This is a genomic window from Ornithinimicrobium faecis (genome assembly GCF_023923225.1).
Classification (GTDB): Bacteria; Actinomycetota; Actinomycetes; order Actinomycetales; family Dermatophilaceae; genus Ornithinicoccus; species Ornithinicoccus faecis.
In genome coordinates this window covers 2,239,067-2,257,576 of record NZ_CP099489.1, presented here as the reverse complement: position 1 = coordinate 2,257,576, position 18,510 = coordinate 2,239,067, and the positions used below count along the sequence as shown (strand labels likewise).

Annotated in this window: 20 protein-coding genes; 4 read left to right on the top strand and 16 right to left on the bottom strand. The window is 69.0% G+C overall.

Features of this window, described 5'->3' with window-relative positions; all coding sequences use genetic code 11:
• Nucleotide 1: 1 nt before the first annotated feature.
• Nucleotides 2-817 (bottom strand): ParA family protein, encoded by an 816-nt coding sequence (locus tag NF556_RS10475; protein WP_252595772.1) that lies wholly within the window; start codon nt 815-817, stop codon nt 2-4.
• Between the two features lie 256 nt (nt 818-1,073).
• On the bottom strand, nt 1,074-2,090 hold the full coding sequence (gene xerD, locus NF556_RS10470; RefSeq protein ID WP_252595601.1) for a site-specific tyrosine recombinase XerD: 1,017 nt from the start codon (nt 2,088-2,090) through the stop codon (nt 1,074-1,076).
• A 12-nt stretch (nt 2,091-2,102) separates the two neighbouring features.
• On the opposite strand from xerD, the gene NF556_RS10465 reads away from it, so the two are divergent.
• The gene (locus NF556_RS10465) at nt 2,103-2,720 is read left to right on the top strand and encodes a hypothetical protein (protein WP_252595600.1); all 618 of its coding nucleotides are present in this window, start codon (nt 2,103-2,105) and stop codon (nt 2,718-2,720) included.
• Here the strand turns inward: NF556_RS10465 and lgt are convergent.
• Complete coding sequence (lgt, locus tag NF556_RS10460; RefSeq protein WP_252595599.1) at nt 2,707-3,714, bottom strand: prolipoprotein diacylglyceryl transferase; 1,008 nt, start codon at nt 3,712-3,714, stop codon at nt 2,707-2,709. The two genes, NF556_RS10465 and lgt, sit on opposite strands and share 14 nt — an antisense overlap.
• Nucleotides 3,715-3,924: 210 nt before the next feature.
• Here lgt and NF556_RS10455 point away from each other — a divergent pair, with 210 nt between their 5' ends.
• Complete coding sequence (locus NF556_RS10455) at nt 3,925-4,308, top strand: DUF2784 domain-containing protein (RefSeq protein ID WP_252595598.1); 384 nt, start codon at nt 3,925-3,927, stop codon at nt 4,306-4,308.
• Nucleotides 4,309-4,471: 163 nt separating this feature from the next.
• On the opposite strand, the gene NF556_RS10450 is transcribed toward NF556_RS10455, so the two are convergent.
• From NF556_RS10450 to NF556_RS10390, 13 genes are all read right to left on the bottom strand, one after another.
• Complete coding sequence (locus NF556_RS10450) at nt 4,472-5,074, bottom strand: HutD/Ves family protein (protein WP_252595596.1); 603 nt, start codon at nt 5,072-5,074, stop codon at nt 4,472-4,474.
• A 103-nt stretch (nt 5,075-5,177) separates the two neighbouring features.
• Complete coding sequence (locus NF556_RS10445) at nt 5,178-5,405, bottom strand: FitA-like ribbon-helix-helix domain-containing protein (protein WP_252595595.1); 228 nt, start codon at nt 5,403-5,405, stop codon at nt 5,178-5,180.
• A gap of 53 nt (nt 5,406-5,458) precedes the next feature.
• Complete coding sequence (gene hisIE, locus NF556_RS10440) at nt 5,459-6,109, bottom strand: bifunctional phosphoribosyl-AMP cyclohydrolase/phosphoribosyl-ATP diphosphatase HisIE (RefSeq protein ID WP_252595593.1); 651 nt, start codon at nt 6,107-6,109, stop codon at nt 5,459-5,461.
• Nucleotides 6,106-6,918, bottom strand: coding sequence for an imidazole glycerol phosphate synthase subunit HisF (hisF, locus tag NF556_RS10435; RefSeq protein ID WP_252595592.1), 813 nt, complete (start codon nt 6,916-6,918; stop codon nt 6,106-6,108). Before hisF ends, hisIE begins: the two co-directional genes overlap by 4 nt.
• Nucleotides 6,915-7,661, bottom strand: a complete 747-nt coding sequence (hisA, locus tag NF556_RS10430) for a 1-(5-phosphoribosyl)-5-[(5-phosphoribosylamino)methylideneamino]imidazole-4-carboxamide isomerase (protein ID WP_252595591.1) — start codon at nt 7,659-7,661, stop codon at nt 6,915-6,917. Before hisA ends, hisF begins: the two co-directional genes overlap by 4 nt.
• Nucleotides 7,658-8,269: an imidazole glycerol phosphate synthase subunit HisH gene (gene hisH, locus NF556_RS10425; protein WP_252595589.1), complete on the bottom strand. Its 612-nt coding sequence runs from the start codon at nt 8,267-8,269 to the stop codon at nt 7,658-7,660. Before hisH ends, hisA begins: the two co-directional genes overlap by 4 nt.
• 3 nt (nt 8,270-8,272) lie before the next feature.
• On the bottom strand, nt 8,273-9,367 hold the full coding sequence (gene hisB, locus NF556_RS10420) for a bifunctional histidinol-phosphatase/imidazoleglycerol-phosphate dehydratase HisB (RefSeq protein ID WP_252595587.1): 1,095 nt from the start codon (nt 9,365-9,367) through the stop codon (nt 8,273-8,275).
• The gene (gene hisC, locus NF556_RS10415; RefSeq protein WP_252595585.1) at nt 9,364-10,521 is read right to left on the bottom strand and encodes a histidinol-phosphate transaminase; all 1,158 of its coding nucleotides are present in this window, start codon (nt 10,519-10,521) and stop codon (nt 9,364-9,366) included. The genes hisB and hisC overlap by 4 nt, the downstream gene beginning before the upstream one ends.
• Before the next feature lie 23 nt (nt 10,522-10,544).
• Nucleotides 10,545-11,909 carry a histidinol dehydrogenase gene (gene hisD / locus NF556_RS10410; protein WP_252595584.1) on the bottom strand — a complete coding sequence of 455 codons (1,365 nt, stop codon included), beginning with the start codon at nt 11,907-11,909 and terminating at the stop codon, nt 10,545-10,547.
• Nucleotides 11,906-12,814 carry an ATP phosphoribosyltransferase gene (gene hisG, locus NF556_RS10405; RefSeq protein ID WP_252595583.1) on the bottom strand — a complete coding sequence of 303 codons (909 nt, stop codon included), beginning with the start codon at nt 12,812-12,814 and terminating at the stop codon, nt 11,906-11,908. Before hisG ends, hisD begins: the two co-directional genes overlap by 4 nt.
• Nucleotides 12,815-12,935: 121 nt before the next feature.
• Entirely contained in the window at nt 12,936-13,280 is a 345-nt protein-coding gene (locus NF556_RS10400) for a YerC/YecD family TrpR-related protein (RefSeq protein ID WP_252595582.1), read from the bottom strand.
• 175 nt (nt 13,281-13,455) lie between these two features.
• Nucleotides 13,456-14,856: a histidine--tRNA ligase gene (gene hisS, locus NF556_RS10395; RefSeq protein WP_252595580.1), complete on the bottom strand. Its 1,401-nt coding sequence runs from the start codon at nt 14,854-14,856 to the stop codon at nt 13,456-13,458.
• 77 nt (nt 14,857-14,933) lie between these two features.
• On the bottom strand, nt 14,934-15,626 hold the full coding sequence (locus NF556_RS10390) for an MBL fold metallo-hydrolase (protein WP_252595579.1): 693 nt from the start codon (nt 15,624-15,626) through the stop codon (nt 14,934-14,936).
• Between the two features lie 318 nt (nt 15,627-15,944).
• Between NF556_RS10390 and NF556_RS10385 the strand changes: the two genes are divergently transcribed.
• Both NF556_RS10385 and NF556_RS10380 read left to right on the top strand, forming a co-directional pair.
• Nucleotides 15,945-16,484 carry a peptidylprolyl isomerase gene (locus tag NF556_RS10385; protein WP_252595577.1) on the top strand — a complete coding sequence of 180 codons (540 nt, stop codon included), beginning with the start codon at nt 15,945-15,947 and terminating at the stop codon, nt 16,482-16,484.
• A complete protein-coding gene (locus NF556_RS10380) occupies nt 16,481-18,508 on the top strand; it encodes a DUF349 domain-containing protein (protein WP_252595576.1) in 2,028 nt (675 codons plus the stop codon). Before NF556_RS10385 ends, NF556_RS10380 begins: the two co-directional genes overlap by 4 nt.
• Nucleotides 18,509-18,510 lie beyond the last annotated feature (2 nt).

Here is an 18,510-nt window from a genome sequence, read left to right as displayed (position 1 = left end):
GTCAGGGCGCGCCGCCGCGCGAGATCAGCTCACGGGCCAGCTGCCGATAGGCCTCCGCACCGCTGTGCGTGCTGGCATAAGAGGTGATCGGCTCGGCCGCGAGGGTGGCGTCGGGGAACTTGATGGTGCGGCTGATGACGGTGTGGAAGACCTTGTCCTGGAAGTGGTCCACGACGCTGCGCACGACCTCCTTGGAGTGCAGGGTGCGCCCGTCATACATCGTGGCCAGGATGCCGTCCAGGGACAGCGCGGGGTTGAGCCGGTCGGTGATCTTGTCGATCGTCTCGATCAGCAGTGCCACCCCGCGCATCGCGAAGAACTCGCACTCCAGCGGGATCACGACGCCGTGGGCCGCGGTCAGCGCATTCACGGTCAGCAGGCCCAGGGAGGGCTGGCAGTCGATCAGGATCACGTCATAGTCGTCCAGCACGGGACGCAGCACCCGGGCCAGCACCTGCTCGCGGGCGACCTCACCCACGAGCTGGACCTCTGCGGCCGACAGGTCGATGTTGGCCGGCACCACGTCGAGGTTGGTGACGCGGGTCTGCTGGATCACGTCCTTGATGTCGTGATCACGCTCGACCAGCAGGTTGTAGATCGTGACGTCAAGCTCATGCGTGGGGACACCGAGGCCGACCGAGAGCGCGCCCTGGGGGTCGAAGTCGACGAGCAACACCTTGCGGCCATACTCCGCCAGCGCCGCACCCAGGTTGATGGTGGTCGTGGTCTTGCCGACGCCACCCTTCTGGTTGCACATCGCGATCACCCGGGCCGGGCCGTGCCGGTCCAGGGGCGTCGGGACAGCGAACTCCGGCATCGGTCGGCCGGTGGGGCCGATCTGTCCGCTGCCGGCGGTCTCGGTGCCGGGCAGCCGGTCGTGGGTCGCGCTGCTGGTCGCCGTGTCCTGCCTCGTCGCCTCGGATGTCACGCTCACTCCGCCCTCTGGTCCGTGGTCGGCGTCGCGCCGATCGCTCCGACCCTAACCGCACTGACGTCTGGTCACCAATGGCGCACCCTCGTATGCCGTCACCCGGCTCAGCCGGGACGGCACCCACGGCGGTGGTTGAGTCGGGTCACCGGGCGCGGGGATGGGCCTGGGCATAGACCTCACGCAGGTGCCGGGCGGTGACCAGCGTGTAGATCTGGGTGGTCGCGACCGAGGCGTGCCCGAGCAGCTCCTGCACCACGCGCACGTCGGCCCCGCCGTCGAGCAGGTGCGTGGCAAAGGAGTGACGCAGGGTGTGCGGGCTGAGGTGACCGGACAGGTCGGCCCGCTCCGCCGCCGCCTGGATGATGTTCCAGGCGCTCTGTCTGGAGAGCCGTCCACCGCGCTGGTTCAGGAAGACCGCCGGGGTGCCTTTGCCCTTGGCTGCAAAGGTGGGGCGGCCCCGCACGAGCCAGGCCTCGAGCGCGTCGGTGGCATACCTGCCCAGCGGCACGATGCGCTCCTTGTTGCCCTTGCCGAACAGGCGCACGACGGCATCCTCGGGTGCGTCGTCCCCGTTGCTTGCGCCTGCTCGGCTGTTGCTGCCGTTGGATGGGTCGGCATCGCGGCCGAGATCCATGTCGTCCAGGTCCAGCCCAATGGCCTCGCTGACCCGGGCACCCGAGCCATAGAGCACCTCCAACAGGGCCCGGTCGCGCAGGCTGGCCGGGGTGTCCCCCACCGAGGCAGCGTCCAGGAGCCGCTCGACGGCCTCGATGCTGATGGCCTTGGGCAGGCGGCGCGCCGGTGTGGGCGGGGCGACCTGCTGGGCGGGGTCATCGGCCACGTCGCCCTCGGCCGCGAGGAACTTGTGAAACCCACGCACCGCGACGAGCGCCCGAGCCGCCGAGGAGGCGGCCAGCGGCTGGTGCTCGTCGTCGCCGGTGCGCAGGTGCGCCAGGAAGTCGCTGACCATGCCCTCGGCGACGTCGGTCGGCGCCGTGATGCCACGTCCGCGCAGGAAGGCCAGATAGCGGTCGAGGTCGCGCCGATAGGCCCGCAGGGTGTGCTCGGAGGCTCCCCGCTCGACGCGCAGGTGGTCCAGCCAGCCCCGCGCCGCGCGCGAGAGCGCGTCGGGTGCTGGTGCCGGGGTCTGCTGAGCCATACCGTCATTGTCATGCAGTGGTATGCCGAAACCCCGGCCCGACGCACCCGGCAGGTCACCGGTGATCTCCTCGCCGTCGCCTGGGTCGTCCTGTGGGTCCTGATTGCACGGTGGGCCTTTGACCTGGTCCGCCTGCTGGCCGTGCCGGCGGAGCCGCTGCGCACAGCCGGCACCACCGTGCAGACCCGGATGGACGATGTGGCTGGTCAGATCGGTGAGGTCCCGCTGGTGGGTGACCGGCTCACGGGTCCGTTCACCGGCGCTGCCGACGCCGGAGGCTCGTTGGTCTCGGCCGGTGATGCCCTGGACACCGGCGTGACGCGGGTGGCGTGGCTGCTGTCGGTCTTCGTTGGAGCCGTGCCGATCCTGTTCGTGGTCGGGGTCTATGTCCTGCTGCGCGCCCACTGGGCCCGTCGGACGACCGAGCTGGCCCGGTTGCGTGAGGGCGACAGCGCCCTTGAGTTGCTCGCGCTGCGAGCCCTGGTGCACCAGTCACCGCGCCGGCTCGTGCGCGTTGATCCGGATCCATTGGGGGCCTGGCGCGCCGGTGATGAGCAAGCCATCTCTGACCTGGCGGGGCTGGAGCTGGCCCGCGTCGGGCTGCGGCCACAGCGTCTCAGCGCGGGGTGACGTCTTCGTTGCTCTCCGCGGGCTCGTCAGGGCTGTCGGCAGTGACGCCGCCCGCCTCGTCATCGGCGGTGACACCAACTGCCTCGTCACCATCGCGGGCAGCTGATGACTCAGCGGGGTCGTCGGCGGTGATCGCGCCAGCCTCGTGCTCTGCGGGCACATAGTCCGGTCCCCCGACGCCGGCGCGCTCCACCCAGGGCTCGCGCCCCTTGCGCAGCGTGTGGGAGATCGCAAACAGGAGGATGCCCACGATGATGAACAGCAGTGCCGTCGCCTGGTTGGTGCGCAGCGGGCCGACCATATAACTGAAGTCGGTGCGGATCCCCTCGATCCAGAACCGCCCGGTGCCGTAGATCACCATGTAGAGCGCGATGAGCTTGCCCCACCCCAGCTTGAACCTGCGGTCGATCCAGAGCAGGAGCAGGCAGCCGAGAGCGTTCCAGGTGAGTTCATACAGGAAGGTCGGCTGGAAGGTCTCGACATCGCGATACTCCGACGGCCTGCGGTCAGGGTCGATCTCCAGGCCCAGCGGGCCGTCGTCCGGCCCGCCGAAGAGCTCCTGGTTGAACCAGTTGCCGAGGCGTCCGACGGCCTGGGCCAGGATCAGGCCCGGCGCGAGCGAGTCGGCGAAGGCGGTGATCCGCGCGCCCTTGCGCCAGCAGACGAACAGGGCGCCCAGGGCTCCGCCGATGACGGCACCGAAGATCGCGATGCCGCCCTCCCAGATATACAGGGCGCTGATCGGGTCCCGGCCCTCACCGAAATAGTCCTCCCAGTGCGTGGCCACGTGATAGATCCGGGCGCCCACGATGCCGGAGGGGATCGCGACGATGGCGATCGACTCGAACGTGTCCGCCAGTCCGCCTCGTGCCACCCAGCGCTTCCGGCCGATGAACCAGGCCAGGATCATGCCGGCCAGCAGACACAGGGCATAGAAGCGGATGGTGAGTGGGCCAAGTTGGAACTGGCTGATGTCCGGGCTAGGGATCGACATGATCACGCAGACCATCATGCTGGACGAGCCACCCATCCCCGAAACCCCACCCGCAAAAAGATAAAGGTCTCGCACGCCCCACCCGCAAAAAGATAAAGGTCTCGCACGTCCCGCCCGCAGAAAAATAGAGGTCTCGCCCGCCCTGCCCGGAAAGGATTGCGGTCTTGCACGCGCCGTGTCAGGGCTGCGGGAGAGACCTATCCTGAGGACGTGACCGACTCACCGACCCTGACACCAACCGGGGTGCTGCCACACCGGGTGCTGGCGGTGGCCGCGATGGCAACCCACGTCGCCTTCACGGTGGTTGCGGTCCTTGGCGGCTATCTGGCCTGGTTTGTGCCGTGGGTCCTGTGGCTGCACCTGCCCGCACTCGCATGGGGCCTGGCCGGCCAGGTCCGAGACCTCCCCTGCCCTCTCACCACCCTCGAGAACAGCGCCCGGGTGCGCGGGGGATGGTCACGACTCAGCGAGACAGGCTTTATCGACCACTACTACACCGGCGTGCTCTATCCGCAGGCGTGGAAGCCGTGGATGCCCTTCGTGGTGCTCGGGATCGTCCTGGTCTCCTGGATCGGCCTGCTCTTTCGCTTCTGATGCCTTTGATCGCCTGCTGCTCGCACAAGCACAGACCGAGTCGTGCGTCCTGGTGACCGCCGACGCACGCATCCTCTCCGCCGGTGTGGCCGGAGTTCAGGACGCCAGATCGTGAGGGACACTGCGGGTCATGAAGTCCGCCATGGTCTAGCTCCTGGGCAGATCACAGGACGCTGATCAGCGCGAAGGTTCCGGGGCCGACCGACAACGGACCGGTGGTGTCGAGGACGTCAAAGCAGTCCAATGTCCAGTTCGAACGCTGGCTCTCTCTGGCATCGACACCGTCCTCAAGGGCAACCACCAGACGGCGCGAGCCGTCGCCGTCAATCCGCATGGGCGAGGACACGGTGTGGATGCTGACGTCACCGCTTGCCTGGCCACGGCGCGTCATCAGGTTGAGGTCACGGGTCGAGCCATCGGGCAACTCGCAGGTGACGGACGCCTCACCAGGGAAGCTGTGCGGCTCCCGCACTGTGAGGACGGTCCTGCCAGACTCGCTGTCCAGGATCATCGAGCCTCCCTCGAGCAGGGTGATCACCCGATCGACCCCGGGGAAACTCGAGAAGGGACCGGCCGCCTCGACGTCCGCGATGCTGACCCGCCAGTCGAAGTCACTCGTGTTGGAGCCCTCTGGCGAGGAGGCAATCTCGCGGGTGAGGCCGCCACCGTTCTTCCACGGAGTCGGCTCCAGGTCGCCCCAACGGATCACCACAGCTCGGTCGGCCACCATGTCCGCAGTCTCCCACGCGAACTCCGTGTGGATCATCAGCAGATCACCGACGCGTCAAGCCGTTCTGCTTCAAGTGTCCTGTCGCAGGTGTGGAAGGGCGCGTCGAGGGCCTCGACCATCGCAGAGGCGTCGATGACGATCACCGCCGGGACTCCTGCAGTGCTTCAACGATCTCCGTCGCGCTGGGGCCGTCCGAGCGAGCCCGTTGCCGCAGCCGAGTCACGATCTCGGCGTTCGTGGGGCGTGAAGCGATCCGGCCCAACTCTGCGACCACGTAAGCCGATAGAGACTTCCCCGCGGTCGCCGCACGCTCCTTGAGCGTCTCCGCCAGCTCCACAGGCACGTCTCGCACATAGAGCGTCGTCATACGTTCATGATGGCACTCTGCACGCAGAGGCTCTCCTCTGACCGGTCGGCAGCTCAGCCGTGGCGTCGGCGGAGCTCGGCTTCGACATCCGCCAGCCCGAGACCACGGCTGCGCAGCAACACGAGCAGGTGATAGATCAGGTCGGCCGACTCCCCGATGAGCTCTGGGTCCTCCTGAGCCACGGCAGCCAGCGCGGTCTCCACGCCTTCCTCCCCCACCTTCTGGGCGATGCGGCGGATGTCACCCTCGAGCAGCGTGGTGGTGTAGGACCCCTGCGGACGCTCCCGATCGCGGATGACCACGACCTGCTCCAGCTCGGCGATGAAGGAACCCACCTCAGGGTTCGCCTCCGGCGGGCTCGACTCTCCGTCGAAACAGGACTGCGACCCCGTGTGACAAGTGGGTCCATCCGGGTCACAGAACAGCAGGACAGTGTCGCGGTCGCAGTCGATCTGGATCGAGGTGACGCGCAGATAGTTGTCACTGGTGGCGCCCTTGACCCACTGCTCCTGCCGGCTGCGGCTGAAGAAGGTCGCCAGCCCCGTCGTCAGGGTCGCGGTGAGGGCCTCAGCATCCTGATAGCCGAGCATCAGCACCCGGCCAGTGCGGTGGTGCTGCACGATGGCCGGCAGGAGCCCGTCCTGCTTGGCGAAGGCGAGGTCGCTCACGCTCAGGCCGTCGGGCAACTGCAGCGGTGCGCTCATGCGGTCGTGATCTTCCTCGGTGTCGGTGCCGGGTCCTCGAAGCGGACCTCGATGCCTGCCTCGTGCAATGCTGCCTTCAGGTCCGAGATGGCCAGGTCACCGGAGTGGAACACGCCTGCGGCGAGGGCGCCGTCCACGTCAGCGTCACGGAAGACATCGACGAAGTGCTGGGCGTTGCCCGCCCCTCCGGAGGCGATCAGCGGCACCCCACACACCTGTCGGACCGCGCTGAGCTGCTCCACGTCATACCCCTGCCGCACTCCGTCGGAGCCCATCGCGTTGAGCACGATCTCCCCCGCGCCGAGTTCCTGCACCCGCTGCACCCAGGAGAGGGTCGTGGTGTCCAGTGCCCGGGTGGCGTCCGGGTCGCCCGTGAGCTGCCGGATGCGCCACTGGCCGTCCTCGTCGCGCAGGCTGTCAACGCCCACCACGACACACTGACTGCCGAACTCTCGCGCCAACTCGCCCACCAGCTCGGGCCGGCGGGTGGCGGGTGTGTTCACCGAAACCTTGTCGGCACCGGCCAGGAGCACGGCTCGGGCGTCCTCGACGGAGCTGATGCCACCGGCCACACAGAACGGGATGTCGATCTCGCGGGCGACCCGGTCGATCCAGTCCACGTCGACCCGGCGCCCCTGGGGACTGGCCGTGATGTCATAGAAGACCAACTCGTCCACGCCCTCGGCGCTGTAGCGCGCGGCGAGCTCGGTGATGCCGCCCATGTCCTGGTGGTCCCGGAACCGGGTGCCCTTCACGACCCGCCCATCTCGGACATCCAGGCAGGCAATCACCCTGCGGGCCAGAGTCACTCGCGCTCCTCGGCGATGGCCTCGTCGATGGTCAGGCGACCCTCGAGCAGGGCCTTGCCCAGGATGACGCCGGCGCAACCGAGCTTGCGGACCCCACGCACGTCGGCCGCGTGGCGGGTGCCGCCAGAGGCCTGCACCGCAACGTCGGGAACAGCGCGTGTCAGGAAGGTGTAGAGGTTGAGGTTCGGGCCGGACAGCGTGCCGTCCCGGCCGATGTCGGTGCACAGAGCGTGTGCCAGACCCGAGCGGGCGTAGTGGCTCAGCAGCACCGCGAGGTCGGTCTCGGAGTCGGAGGTCCACCCGGCAGTGGGCAGCACCCAGGAGCCGTCCTCACCGGTGCGCGCGTCGAGCGCGACGGTGATCCGGTCCGTGCCGAAGTCCTGGATCCACTCGGTGACCGTCTCCGGCTCCGTGACGGCGAGAGAGCCGATCACCACGCGGGAGGCACCCGCCTCGAGCAGAGCCTCGACGTCTTCCTTGCTGCGCACTCCTCCGCCGGTCTGCACGGACAGCGGTGTCTCGGAGACGATCTCGCGCAGCAGCGGGATCAGGGTGTAACCCCCGGCGCGGGCGGCGTCCAGATCAACCAGGTGCAGCCAACTGGCTCCGCCCTCGGCATACTCCAGTGCCACCTCCAGCGGCTCGGTCGGGTAGCGGGTCTCCTTGGCGTAGTCACCCTTGTGCAACCTGACGACGCGGCCCTCGCGGACGTCGATCGCGGGATAGACGGTGAAGTCGGTCATGGCGTCACCTCCAAGACGAAGTCTGTCAAAAGCCTCGCGCCGGCACGGGCCGATCGCTCGGGGTGGAACTGTGCGCCCCACCTGTTGCCCCGGCGCACCACAGCGCTCCAGGTGCCGGAGTGCTCGGTCGTCAGGACCGTGTCGGACGTGACGGGGACGCCATAACTATGCACGAAATACGCGCGCGTCCCGTCAGGCAGCCCTGCCGTGACCGGATCGTTACGCACGGCAGTCAGGGTGTTCCAGCCCATGTGGGGCACCCGCAGACCAGGGGCACGCGGGATGGGGACGACCTCCCCGGGCAGCAGACCGAGGCACTCGACGCCGCCGTCCTCGGCGGACCAGTCAAAGAGCAACTGCATGCCCAGGCACACCCCGAGGAGGGGTTGCTCGACCTCTCGCAGGACCTCCACCAGTCCGGCCTCCCGGAGCCTCCGCATACCGGCTCCTGCTGCCCCGACCCCCGGGAGGATGACCCGGTCGGCAGCGCGGATCTGCGCCGGGTCACTGGTCAGTCGGGCGTCTGCGCCGATGCGGTCCAGGGCATAGCGCACGGACCCGATGTTGGTGCCGCCGGAGTCGACGAGCGCGACCCTGGACCTAGCCACGGCTCACAGCACACCCTTGGTCGACGGCAGCTCGCTGCCCTCCACGCGCAGGGCCTGACGCAGCGCGCGGGCGACGGCCTTGAAGCCCACCTCGATCTGGTGGTGGGCGTTGTCGCCAGTCACCGACAGGTGCAGGGTGGCTCGCAGAGCCTCGGCGAACGAGCGCCAGAAGTGCTCCACCATCTCGGTCGGCAGGTCGCCGACCATCTCGCGGTTGAAGTCGCACTCGAACTTCAGGAACGGACGCCCGGACAGGTCGAGGGCGGCACTGGCCTGGGCCTCGTCCATCGGCGCGGTGAACCCGTAACGGCCGATCCCGCGCCGGTCGCCGAGCGCCTCGTCGATGGCCTGGCCGATCGCCAGGGCCGTGTCCTCGATGGTGTGGTGCTCGTCGATGTGCAGGTCGCCCTCGCAGGTGACCTTCATCGAGAAACCGCCGTGCTTGGCCAACTGGTCAAGCATGTGGTCCAGGAAGCCCAGCCCGGTGGAGACCTGGATGTCTCCGGTGCGGTCCAGGTCCACCTCGACGTGGATTGTGGTCTCGGAGGTGTTGCGGTCCACGACGGCGACACGTGGTCGGTTGGACAGCACGTGGGCGATGTGGTCCCAGCTGACCGCCTCGTCCCCGCCCTGGCCCATCGAGCTCTGCAGCAGGAAGGTCTTGATGCCGAGGTTGTCGCCAAACTCCTGGTCGGAGAGGCGATCACCGACCATCATCGAGCGGTCCCAGTCGATGCTGCGGTCCTTGAGGAGGTGCTTGACCATGCCGATGCCCGGCTTGCGGGTGTCGGGCTGGTTGGGGCCCGGCGGGTGCGGGTCGACGTGCACCTCCTTGAAGGTGATGCCCTGGCTCTCCAGGATGTGCAGCAGCAGGTCGTGCGGGCCCTGGAAGGTCTCCACGGGGAAGTTCGGCCCGCCCAGGTCGTTCTGGTTGGAGACCATGACGAAGTCCCAGCCAGCGTCGCGCAACTGGGTCAGGGCCGGGATGATCCCCGGCACCAGGCGAAGCTTGTCGAAGGCGTCGATCTGACAGTCCTCGGGCTCCTCGATCAGGGTGCCGTCCCGGTCGATGAACAGGACGGGGCGCTGCGTGCTCATGTGTGGATTCCTCGTGCTCGTGCGGGGGTGAGTGTGCTGGGCTGGGCGGCACTGCCCAGGGATTGTTGGACTGCCTCGATCTCCTCCGGTGACCCCACGGTGACCCGCAGGGCGTCGGTGAGCAGGTGGCGCATGTCGCGCACCACGATGCCACTGGCCCGCAGCTCGGTGAGCAGGGAGTCCACACCGGGGCCGCGGACCAGCAGGAAGTTGGCCTCGCTGGCATAGACCGACGTCACCCGCGGGTCGGCCTGCAGGATCTCGGCGAGCAACTCGCGGCTGGTGCGGGTCTGCAGGACGCGGGCGTCGACCGAGCGGCGCACCGATGCCGACAGGGCTGCGACCGCGAGCTCGGCGACCGGGGTCGGCATCGGATAGGGCGCCTGCACCCGGCGCAGCACCGTGGCCAGGTCCGGGTGGCACAGGGCTGTGCCGATGCGCGCCCCAGCCAGGCCGTGGGCCTTGGACAGCGTGCGCAGCACCACCAGGTTGGGGTGGGCGTCCAACAGTGTTGCGGCACTGCGTGGTCCGGCAAACTCTTGATAGGCCTCATCGACCACCACCACGGCCTGGTCGGCCAGGTCCGCAGCGAGCTGCTCGATGTCCTCCAGCGGGACGACCGCACCGGTCGGGTTGCCGGGGCTGGTCAGGAAGACCGCTGTGGCGCCGCCAGCCTCCACGGCCGCGCGCATCCCGTCAACGTCGACCTCCCAGAGGGTGCCGAGATCCCGCTGGGGGACGTCGATCACCGGCACGCCGTGGAGTCGGGCGGACACGGCATACATCCCGAAGGTTGGCGGTGCCTGGACGATCGCGTCCTGACCACCGGGGGCGGTGAGGGTGCGGACCAGCAGGTCGATGCACTCATCGCTCCCCCGGCCAACGACCACCTGCTCCGGCCGGACGCCATAGGTGTCGGCGAGGGCGGCCATCAGATCGGCCGGTTGCGGGTCGGGATAGCGCCGCTGGGCACCCTCGGGGTCGATCGCGCTGGCGGTCGAGGCCTCGTTGGCGTTGAGCCAGATGGTGGCCGGGGCGCCGGTGTCGCTGGTGCGCGCCGAGGAATAGCCGGTGAAGTCGCGCAGGTCCTCCCGGATCAGCTGTGCACGGAACTCCCCGATTTTTGAGGGAGGTGTCGCACGCCCGTCAGGCATTGTCTGAGGGGTTTGGTCCGCCATCACGAGGTCGCCCCCGTGGTCGTCGCCGTGGTCGCCCCACTGGTCGTCGCCGTGGTCGCCCCAGTCGTCGAGGCACGGGCCAGGCGCCGGGTGACCGCAGCCTGGTGACCGATCAGACCCTCGGCGCCCGACAGCTCCACGGCCGTCGGTCCGACCGCGGCCAGACCCTCCGGGCTCACCCGCTGCACGGTCATCGCGATCTGGAAACTCGCGACGTTGACCCCGCCGGTCCAGCGCGCGGCGCCGGCGGTGGGCAGCACGTGGTTGGTGCCGCTGCAATAGTCACCCAGGGTCTCGGGGGCCCAGTCCCCGAGAAAGACCGACCCGGCGCGCTCAACCTTGGGCAACCAGTCCTCGGGCTCGCGCAGCGCCAGGATGAGGTGCTCGGGGGCATAGTCGTTGCTGATGGCGAACGCCTCGTCCAGATCCTGGGTGACCACGATGGCACTGGAGCCCAGGGACTTTGCTGCGATGTCGGCCCGGGGCAACACGGCCAACTGCTCCTCGACCTGCTCGGCCACCGCCTGGGCCACTGCGTCATCGTCGGTCAGCAGCAGCACCTGCGAGTCCGGGCCGTGCTCGGCCTGGGAGAGCAGGTCTGCGGCCACGAACTCGGCGTCCGCCCCGGCGTCCGCGATGACCAGCACCTCCGAGGGCCCGGCCGGCATGTCGATCCCGGGGCCGCCCTCGGCCGTGCTGACCTGCCGCTTGGCCTCGGTGACCCACGCGTTCCCGGGCCCAAAGATCTTGTCGCAGCGCGGCACGGACTCGGTGCCATAGGCCATCGCAGCGATCGCCTGCGCTCCCCCGGTCACGAAGACGCGGGTGATCCCGCACTCGGCGGCCGCTGCCAGCACGGTCGGGTCCGCACGCCCGTCCTCCCCCGGCGGCGTGCACAGGACGACCTCAGGGCAGCCTGCGAGCTGCGCGGGGACACCGAGCATCAGCGCGGTCGAGGGCAGGGGGGCGCTGCCGGCGGGGACATAGAGCCCCACCCGGCGGATCGGGCGGACCACCCGCGCGCAGATCACGCCGGGGGCGGTCTCGACCTCATAACTCACCGTCATGCCGGCCCGGTGGAAGGTGCGGATGTTGGTGGCGGCGTCGGTGATCGCGGTGCGCAACGCCTCCGGCAGCTCGGCGGCAGCCCGGGCGATCTCCTCCTGGCCAACCACCACGGACTGAGCCGGCGCGCGGTCGAACCTCTCGGCATACGCCTGCAGTGCGGCATCGCCGCCCTCCCGGACACCTTCCAGGATGTCGGCGACCCCCGACGTGACCTGCGGCCCGGCGGCAGCCGTGCCACGGGAGAGCAACTCAGCGCGGGTGGTCTCATCGACCTCGGACCAGGTGACCGTCCTCATGCGAGCATCCCCTCGACCGGCAGCACCATGATCGTGTGCGCCCCGGCACGCTTGAGCTCCTCCAGCCGCGGCCACGGGACAGCGTTGTGGCAGAGCAGCTGCACCGAGACCTCGTCGCGGCCATCCACGGGCAGCACGGTCGGCTCGCCACCGGCCGGCAGCCGCTGGAGCACCTCGGTCAGCACGTCACGGCCCGCGCGGAGCATCAGCAGGCGCGTCTCCTTCAGCCGCAGCGCACCATCCATCCGGCGCAGCAGCAGGTCGGCGATCTCCTCGCGACCGTCCTCCAGCGGGGCGAACGGACCGGCGATGACAGCCTCGGAGTGCAGCAGCGTCTCGACGGGCTTGAGGGCATTGGCCGCCAGGGTGCCGCCGGTGGAGACCAGGTCACAGACCACGTCGGCCTGCCCCAGGCGCGGGGCGATCTCCACCGACCCGGACAGGGTGACGACCTGCGCGTCCACACCCTTGTCGGTCAGCCAGTCCTCGAGAGTGCGCGGGAAGCTGGTGGCGATCCGCCGACCGGCCAACTGCTCCGGGCCGGTCCACTGCTCGTCGTCGTTGATGGCGATGTCGAGGCGGCAGACACCCCACCCGAGCTGACGCCACTCCTTGAGCGCGGCAGCCTGGCCGTTGGCCGTGCGCCCCAGGTCGTGCTCGACCAGGACGTTGCGTCCGACCACGCCGAGGTCGCAGACGCCGTCGGCGATCAGGCCGGGGATGTCGTCGTCGCGGACCAGCAGCAGGTCCACGGGCAGGGACTCGCCATAGCAGAACAGCTTGTCCCGGCTCTCGCGCCAGGTCAGCCCGCACGAGGCGAGCAGGTCGCGGGCCGGCTCGGCGAGGCGACCGGACTTCTGGATCGCCACGCGCAGGCGGTCCCGGGTGGTGGCAGGCGGGGTCATGGTGACCTTCCGTGATCTTGGGCCAGGAACAACTCTGGCCGTATGCAGTGGTGCAGGTCTGGCGGCGCGGTGCGCCGTGGTCGGTCGCGTCGCTGCGACCAGAATCTCTGGGGTGGTGCGCTCAGCCGTGGGCGGGCTGCGCACCGCGCGTATGCGCGAGGACGGCGCGGTAACCGCCGGTCCCGTGCTCGAGGCAGCGGGCGACGCGGCCCACGGTGGTCACGCTGACGCCGGTCTGCTCGTGCACCTGGCGATAGGAGACTCCGTCCTCAATCAGCGGCACGACACTCCACCGGTCGGCCAGTGCCTCGAGTTCTGCCGGGGTGCACAGGTCGGTGAGGAAGTCGGCCATCTGGGCGGGGTCCTCCACCGAGGCCAGCGCCTGCGCCAGAGCAGCCTGGGCCTGCTCGCGCGGCGACAATTCGTCGCTGGCGCTGCGGGGCTGGCCGGTGTCACGGCGCTTCATCGGGTGCTCCAGGGTGGACTGTCGGACGGGGCCGACCACGGGTGGTGTAGTAACGCGCTATTACGCTAACACGCTTGCCGCGCTGAATCCCAAGGCACACGCGATCAGGGTCACTCGTGAGTGCACTCCACCCCCCTGGAGGGGCGGTGCCCGCACTCACGAGCGCCGACGGAAGTCAGTCGCGCGAGACGTCCAGCGGCTGGGCCAACTCCACCCGCACGGCCGGCACCACCTCGTCACGGGCCACCGTGAACTGGTCCTGGCGGCGCAGGTCCTTGATGGTGACGGTCCCAGCCTCCACCTCCTGGGCCCCCACGATGGCGACGAACCTGATCCCGGCACGATCGGCATACTTCAGCTGCTTCCCGAGCTTGCCGCCGTCCAGGACCACCTCGGTGTTGATGCCGCCCTGCCGCAGGTCCGTGGCCAGGGCCAGGCACTGCGGGAGGTGAGCCTCGTCGAGCTGAGGCACGAGCACCTGCACCGTCGACTCCGCGGTGCCGACGATGCCCGCCTCGCGCAGCTGCCAGAACAGCCGGGTCAGGCCGATCGACATCCCCACGCCCGGCAGCTTGGACTTGGTGTATTGCCCGGCGAGGTCGTCATAGCGCCCGCCGGAGCAGACCGACCCGATCTCCGGGTGATCGTCGAGGGTCGTCTCATAGACCGTGCCGGTGTAGTAGTCCAGACCGCGCGCGATGGAGAGGTTGAGGGCGTAGTCGCTCTCGGGGACTCCCAGGTCGCGCAGCACGGACAGCACCTCACGCAACTCCGCCACACCGGTGGCGAGCGTCGCCGAGCCCGCTGACTCGCGCTGGACCCGGTCAAGGATCGCCAGGGCGTCATCGTGGGAGGTGGAGCGGGTGGCGACGAGCGTCAGCAGGGCGGCGACGGCATCTGCCGCCAGGCCATAGCAATCGCCGACCAACGTCTCGCGCACGGCATCGGGGCCGCGCTTGTCGAGCTTGTCGACCTCACGCAGCACAGCCACCTGCTGATCGGTGTCAGTGATGCCCAGGTCCTCGAAGACCCCGCGCATCAACTTGCGGTTGTTGAGCTGGATCGTGAAGGCGCCGATGTTGAGGTCGGTGAAGATCGTGTGGATGACCGCCGGGCACTCTGCGTCGTGGCGGGGGCTGAGCCCGTCCTTGCCGATGATGTCGATGTCGCACTGATAGAACTCGCGGTAGCGGCCCCTCTGCGGGCGCTCGCCGCGATAGACCCGCTGCATCTGATAGCGCCGGAACGGGAAGGTCAACTGGTGCTCGTGCTCGGCGACATAGCGCGCCAACGGCACCGTCAGGTCGAACCGCAGCGCCAGCTCGGGCAGGGCCGGGTCATCCTGTGCCGCAGCCTTTTCCAGGGAGCCGGTGGACTGCACGAAATAGACCTGCCGCTCGGTCTCGCCACCGGTCTTGGTGAGCAGCACGTCGGTCAGCTCATAGGCCGGCGTCTCGATGGGCAGGAACCCGAACCGCTCATAGCCGGACCGGATCACGTCGAGCATGCGTTGGAACGCGATCTGCTCGGTGGGCAGGAGCTCGAGGGTGCCGGGGGCAGTGTGGGGTTTGATCACGCGGCGAGTCTAACGAGGCTCGCGCTGTGCTCCGCCCCCGTGCTCGGCGTCCTGCCTGGGTGCACCCCGGCGGGCCGTCAGGTCAGCGAGGTCAGGTAGGGGTTGGTGGCGCGCTCGCGGGCGATGCTGGTGGCCGGTCCGTGGCCCGGCAGCACCAGGCTGGAGTCCGGCAGTGGAAGCACCACATCACGCAACGACCGCAGCATCGCGCTGTGGTCACCACCTGGCAGATCCGTGCGACCGATCGAGCCGGCAAACAGCACATCACCGGTCAGCACCGTGCGGTCCACCTCGTCCGGCATCCCGGTCGGCACGCCGGGCAGGCTGAAGAGCACGGAGCCCTCGGTGTGCCCGGGGGCGTGCGCGACCCCGAGCGAGAGGCCTGCCAGGTCCAGTTCCTGACCACCGGCGAGGTCGACAACGGTGTCCGGCTCAGCCCAGTTGGCACGGCGGCCGAACTGCTGCTCGAGCATCCCAAGCAACTGCGGACTCGTGCTGGCCAGCGGGTCCCGGAGGCGATAGCGGTCGTCCTGGTGGATGTATGCCGCAGTGGTGCCCCCGCAGACCGGCGTCACTGAGTAGGTGTGGTCCAGGTGGCCGTGGGTGAGCAGGACTGCGGCCGGGCGCAGCCCGTGCTGGGCGAGCGTCTCAGCGACCTGGGCCTCCACGCCGACCCCCGGGTCGACGATGAGACACTCCTCGCCTGAGGCCGGGGCGACCAGGTAGCAATTCGTGCCAAAAGCGGCTGCTTCGATGCTGATGACCAACATGTGACCAAACCTACGTCCGATCGTGTCCAAACCGTCATCGGGCTGTGACCGTTTCGCTGTGAGGCGCTGCCTAGACTGGCCGCTCCACCTTTGGCCGAGCACGTCAGGAGCACACGAATGGCGCTGGGTCGTCACCGGTGGCAGGCACTTGGATCGCTAGTGGTCAGCGTCGTCCTGCTCACCGCATGCGGCAGTCCCGACACCACCGACTCTGCGGATGAGGGACGTGACGACGTCAGCGGACCCACCGCCACGCTTTCCCCAGCCGGTGCGAGTGCTGGCTGCAGCGAACCTCCGGTGGTGCCGAGCGCACGGACCATGGAGCCCCTCGAGGCACCTCAGGCCGAGGCCGCTGGGACGTGGATCGGCTCCATCGACACCAACTGCGGCACGATCGAGGTCGAGCTCTTCGGCGATGAGGCTCCCGCCACCGTGGCCTCGTTCGGACATCTCGCCGAGGCTGGCTACTGGGCCGACAGCCCGTGCCACCGGTTGACCACGCAGGGCATCTTCGTGCTGCAGTGCGGTGACCCCACCGGCACCGGTCGCGGCGCCCCCGGCTATACCTTCGGCATCGAGAACGCTCCCGAGGACGGGAAGTATCCGCCCGGCACGCTAGCGATGGCCCGCAGCCAGGACCCCAACAGCAATGGTGGACAGTTCTTCATCGTCTATCAGGACACGGAACTGCCAATTGAAGGTGGTGGCTACAGCATCTTCGGTAGGGTCACCAATGGAATGGACATAGTGGACCGCGTCGCCGAACAAGGCGTCGATGGCGGCGGTGCCGACGGAACCCCGGCGGCACCGATCAGCATCCTCTCGGTCGAGGTCACACAGGAAAAGGCAACAGAGTGAGCGAGCAGCCGCAGGGAACCAACAACACCCCGGACGACACGTCGGCGGTGACCGAGCAGTCACCGGCCACGGTCAGTGAGCAGCCACCACCCCAGGGGACAACCCCAGAGCGGGAGGTGACCGAACCCGAGGTCACAGCCCCTGCGCCCGAGGCGCCAGCCGAGCAGGCCGCCCCCACCTCCGAGGCACCCGCCGAAACACCGGCTGCCACGGAGACTGACGACGCGGCTGACGACGTGACTGACACCCCGGCCGAGCCCACAGCGCCCTCCGCCGAGACCGAGACTCCCGCCCCGGACACCGCTCCGACCACGGATGCACCGTCCGAAGCATCGGAGGCACCGGTCGAGCAGGCCACCCCCACCTCCGAGGCGCCCGCCGAAACACCAGAGGCACCGGTCGAGCAGTCCACCCCAGCAGTGGAGACGCCCGCAGTAGCGGCACCGGAGGCACCGGTCCAGGAGGCAGCCTCCACTATGGAGGCACCGGTCGAGCAGGCAGCCACCACTGTGGAGGCACCGGAGGCACCGGCTGAGGCGACAGCAGAAGCCGAAGAGCCCAGCGCACCGAGTGACGCCCCCAAGGAATCCACCGAAGCGGCTCCTGCGTCGGCCACTCCTGCCCCGGCTGCCGCCGCACCCGACGCGACACCCGCACCGACACCGGCCCCGAAGCCCAAGCCCGGACCGGTCCCCTCTCCTGCGGCACTGGCCGGACGCAAGCCTGCCGTCACCCCGGCGGTGCCAGCCGCGCCCGCGGTCCCCGCAACGACAGACTCGATCACCTTCGGACGCGTCGCCGAGGACGGCACTGTCTTCGTCAAGGACGGCGAGGAGGAGCGCGCGGTCGGTTCCTACCCCGAGGCATCACACGACGAGGCCCTGGCTTACTTCGCCCGCAAGTATGACGAGCTCGCCGCCGGAGCACAGCTCCTGGAGCAGCGCCTCGGTCAGACGGAGATCTCGGCCCACGAGGCCCGCGAGTCGCTCAAGACGCTGCGCGACCAGATCGGTGAGGCCAATGTCGTGGGCAACCTGGCCGCCCTCCGGGAGCGTGTCACCGCCATTGAGGCTGCCGTCAAGGAGCGCCAGCGCAACGAGACCGAGGCGCGTGCCACCGCGAAGGCCGAGGCCACGACCGTTCGCGAAGCCCTCGTGGTCGAGGCCGAGACGCTCGCGGCCGCCGACGTCCACCAGATCCAGTGGAAGTCAGCCAGCGGCAAGATGCGCGGGATGCTGGACCAGTGGCGTGGCCTGCAGAAGAAGGGCCCCAAGCTCGACAAGGATGTCGAGAACGCACTCTGGCAGCGCCTCAGCGCAGCCCGCAGCACGTTCGACAAGAACCGCAAGGCCTTCTTCAGCGAGTTGGACACCCAGCACTCCGAGGCCAAGCGCGTCAAGGAAAAGCTCGTCGTCGAGGCGGAGGCGCTGTCCAGCAGCAAGGAGTGGGGACCCACAGCCGGCGCCTTCAAGCGCCTGATGCAGGACTGGCGACGCGCCGGTCGCGCCCAGCGCTCTGACGACGACGCCCTGTGGGAGCGGTTCCGCACGGCTCAGGACGCCTTCTTCAACGCCAAGGACGAGGTGGTCGCGGCAGAGAACGAGGAGTTCAGCGCCAACTTGGTGGTCAAGGAGGAGCTGCTCACCGAGGCCGAGGCACTCCTGCCGGTCACCGACCTGGAGGCCGCCAAGTCCGCGCTGCGGGGCATCCAGGACCGCTGGGAAGAGGCCGGCAAGGTGCCGCGCTCCGACATGTCGCGGGTCGAGGGTCGTCTGCGCAAGGTCGAGCAGGCCGTCCGCGACCAGGAAGACGCCAAATGGAAGAAGACCAACCCAGAGCTCAACGCTCGCGCGCAGTCCATGGTCGAGCAGCTGGAGCGTGCGGTGCAGGGTCTGGAGCAGGACCTGGAGGCCGCCCGCGCCACGGGCAACGACAAGAAGATCGCTGAGGCCCAGGCTGCCCTCGAGGCCCGCCAGGGCTGGTTGGACTCCGCGCGGGGCGGTCTGTCAGAGTTCGGCGGCTGAGC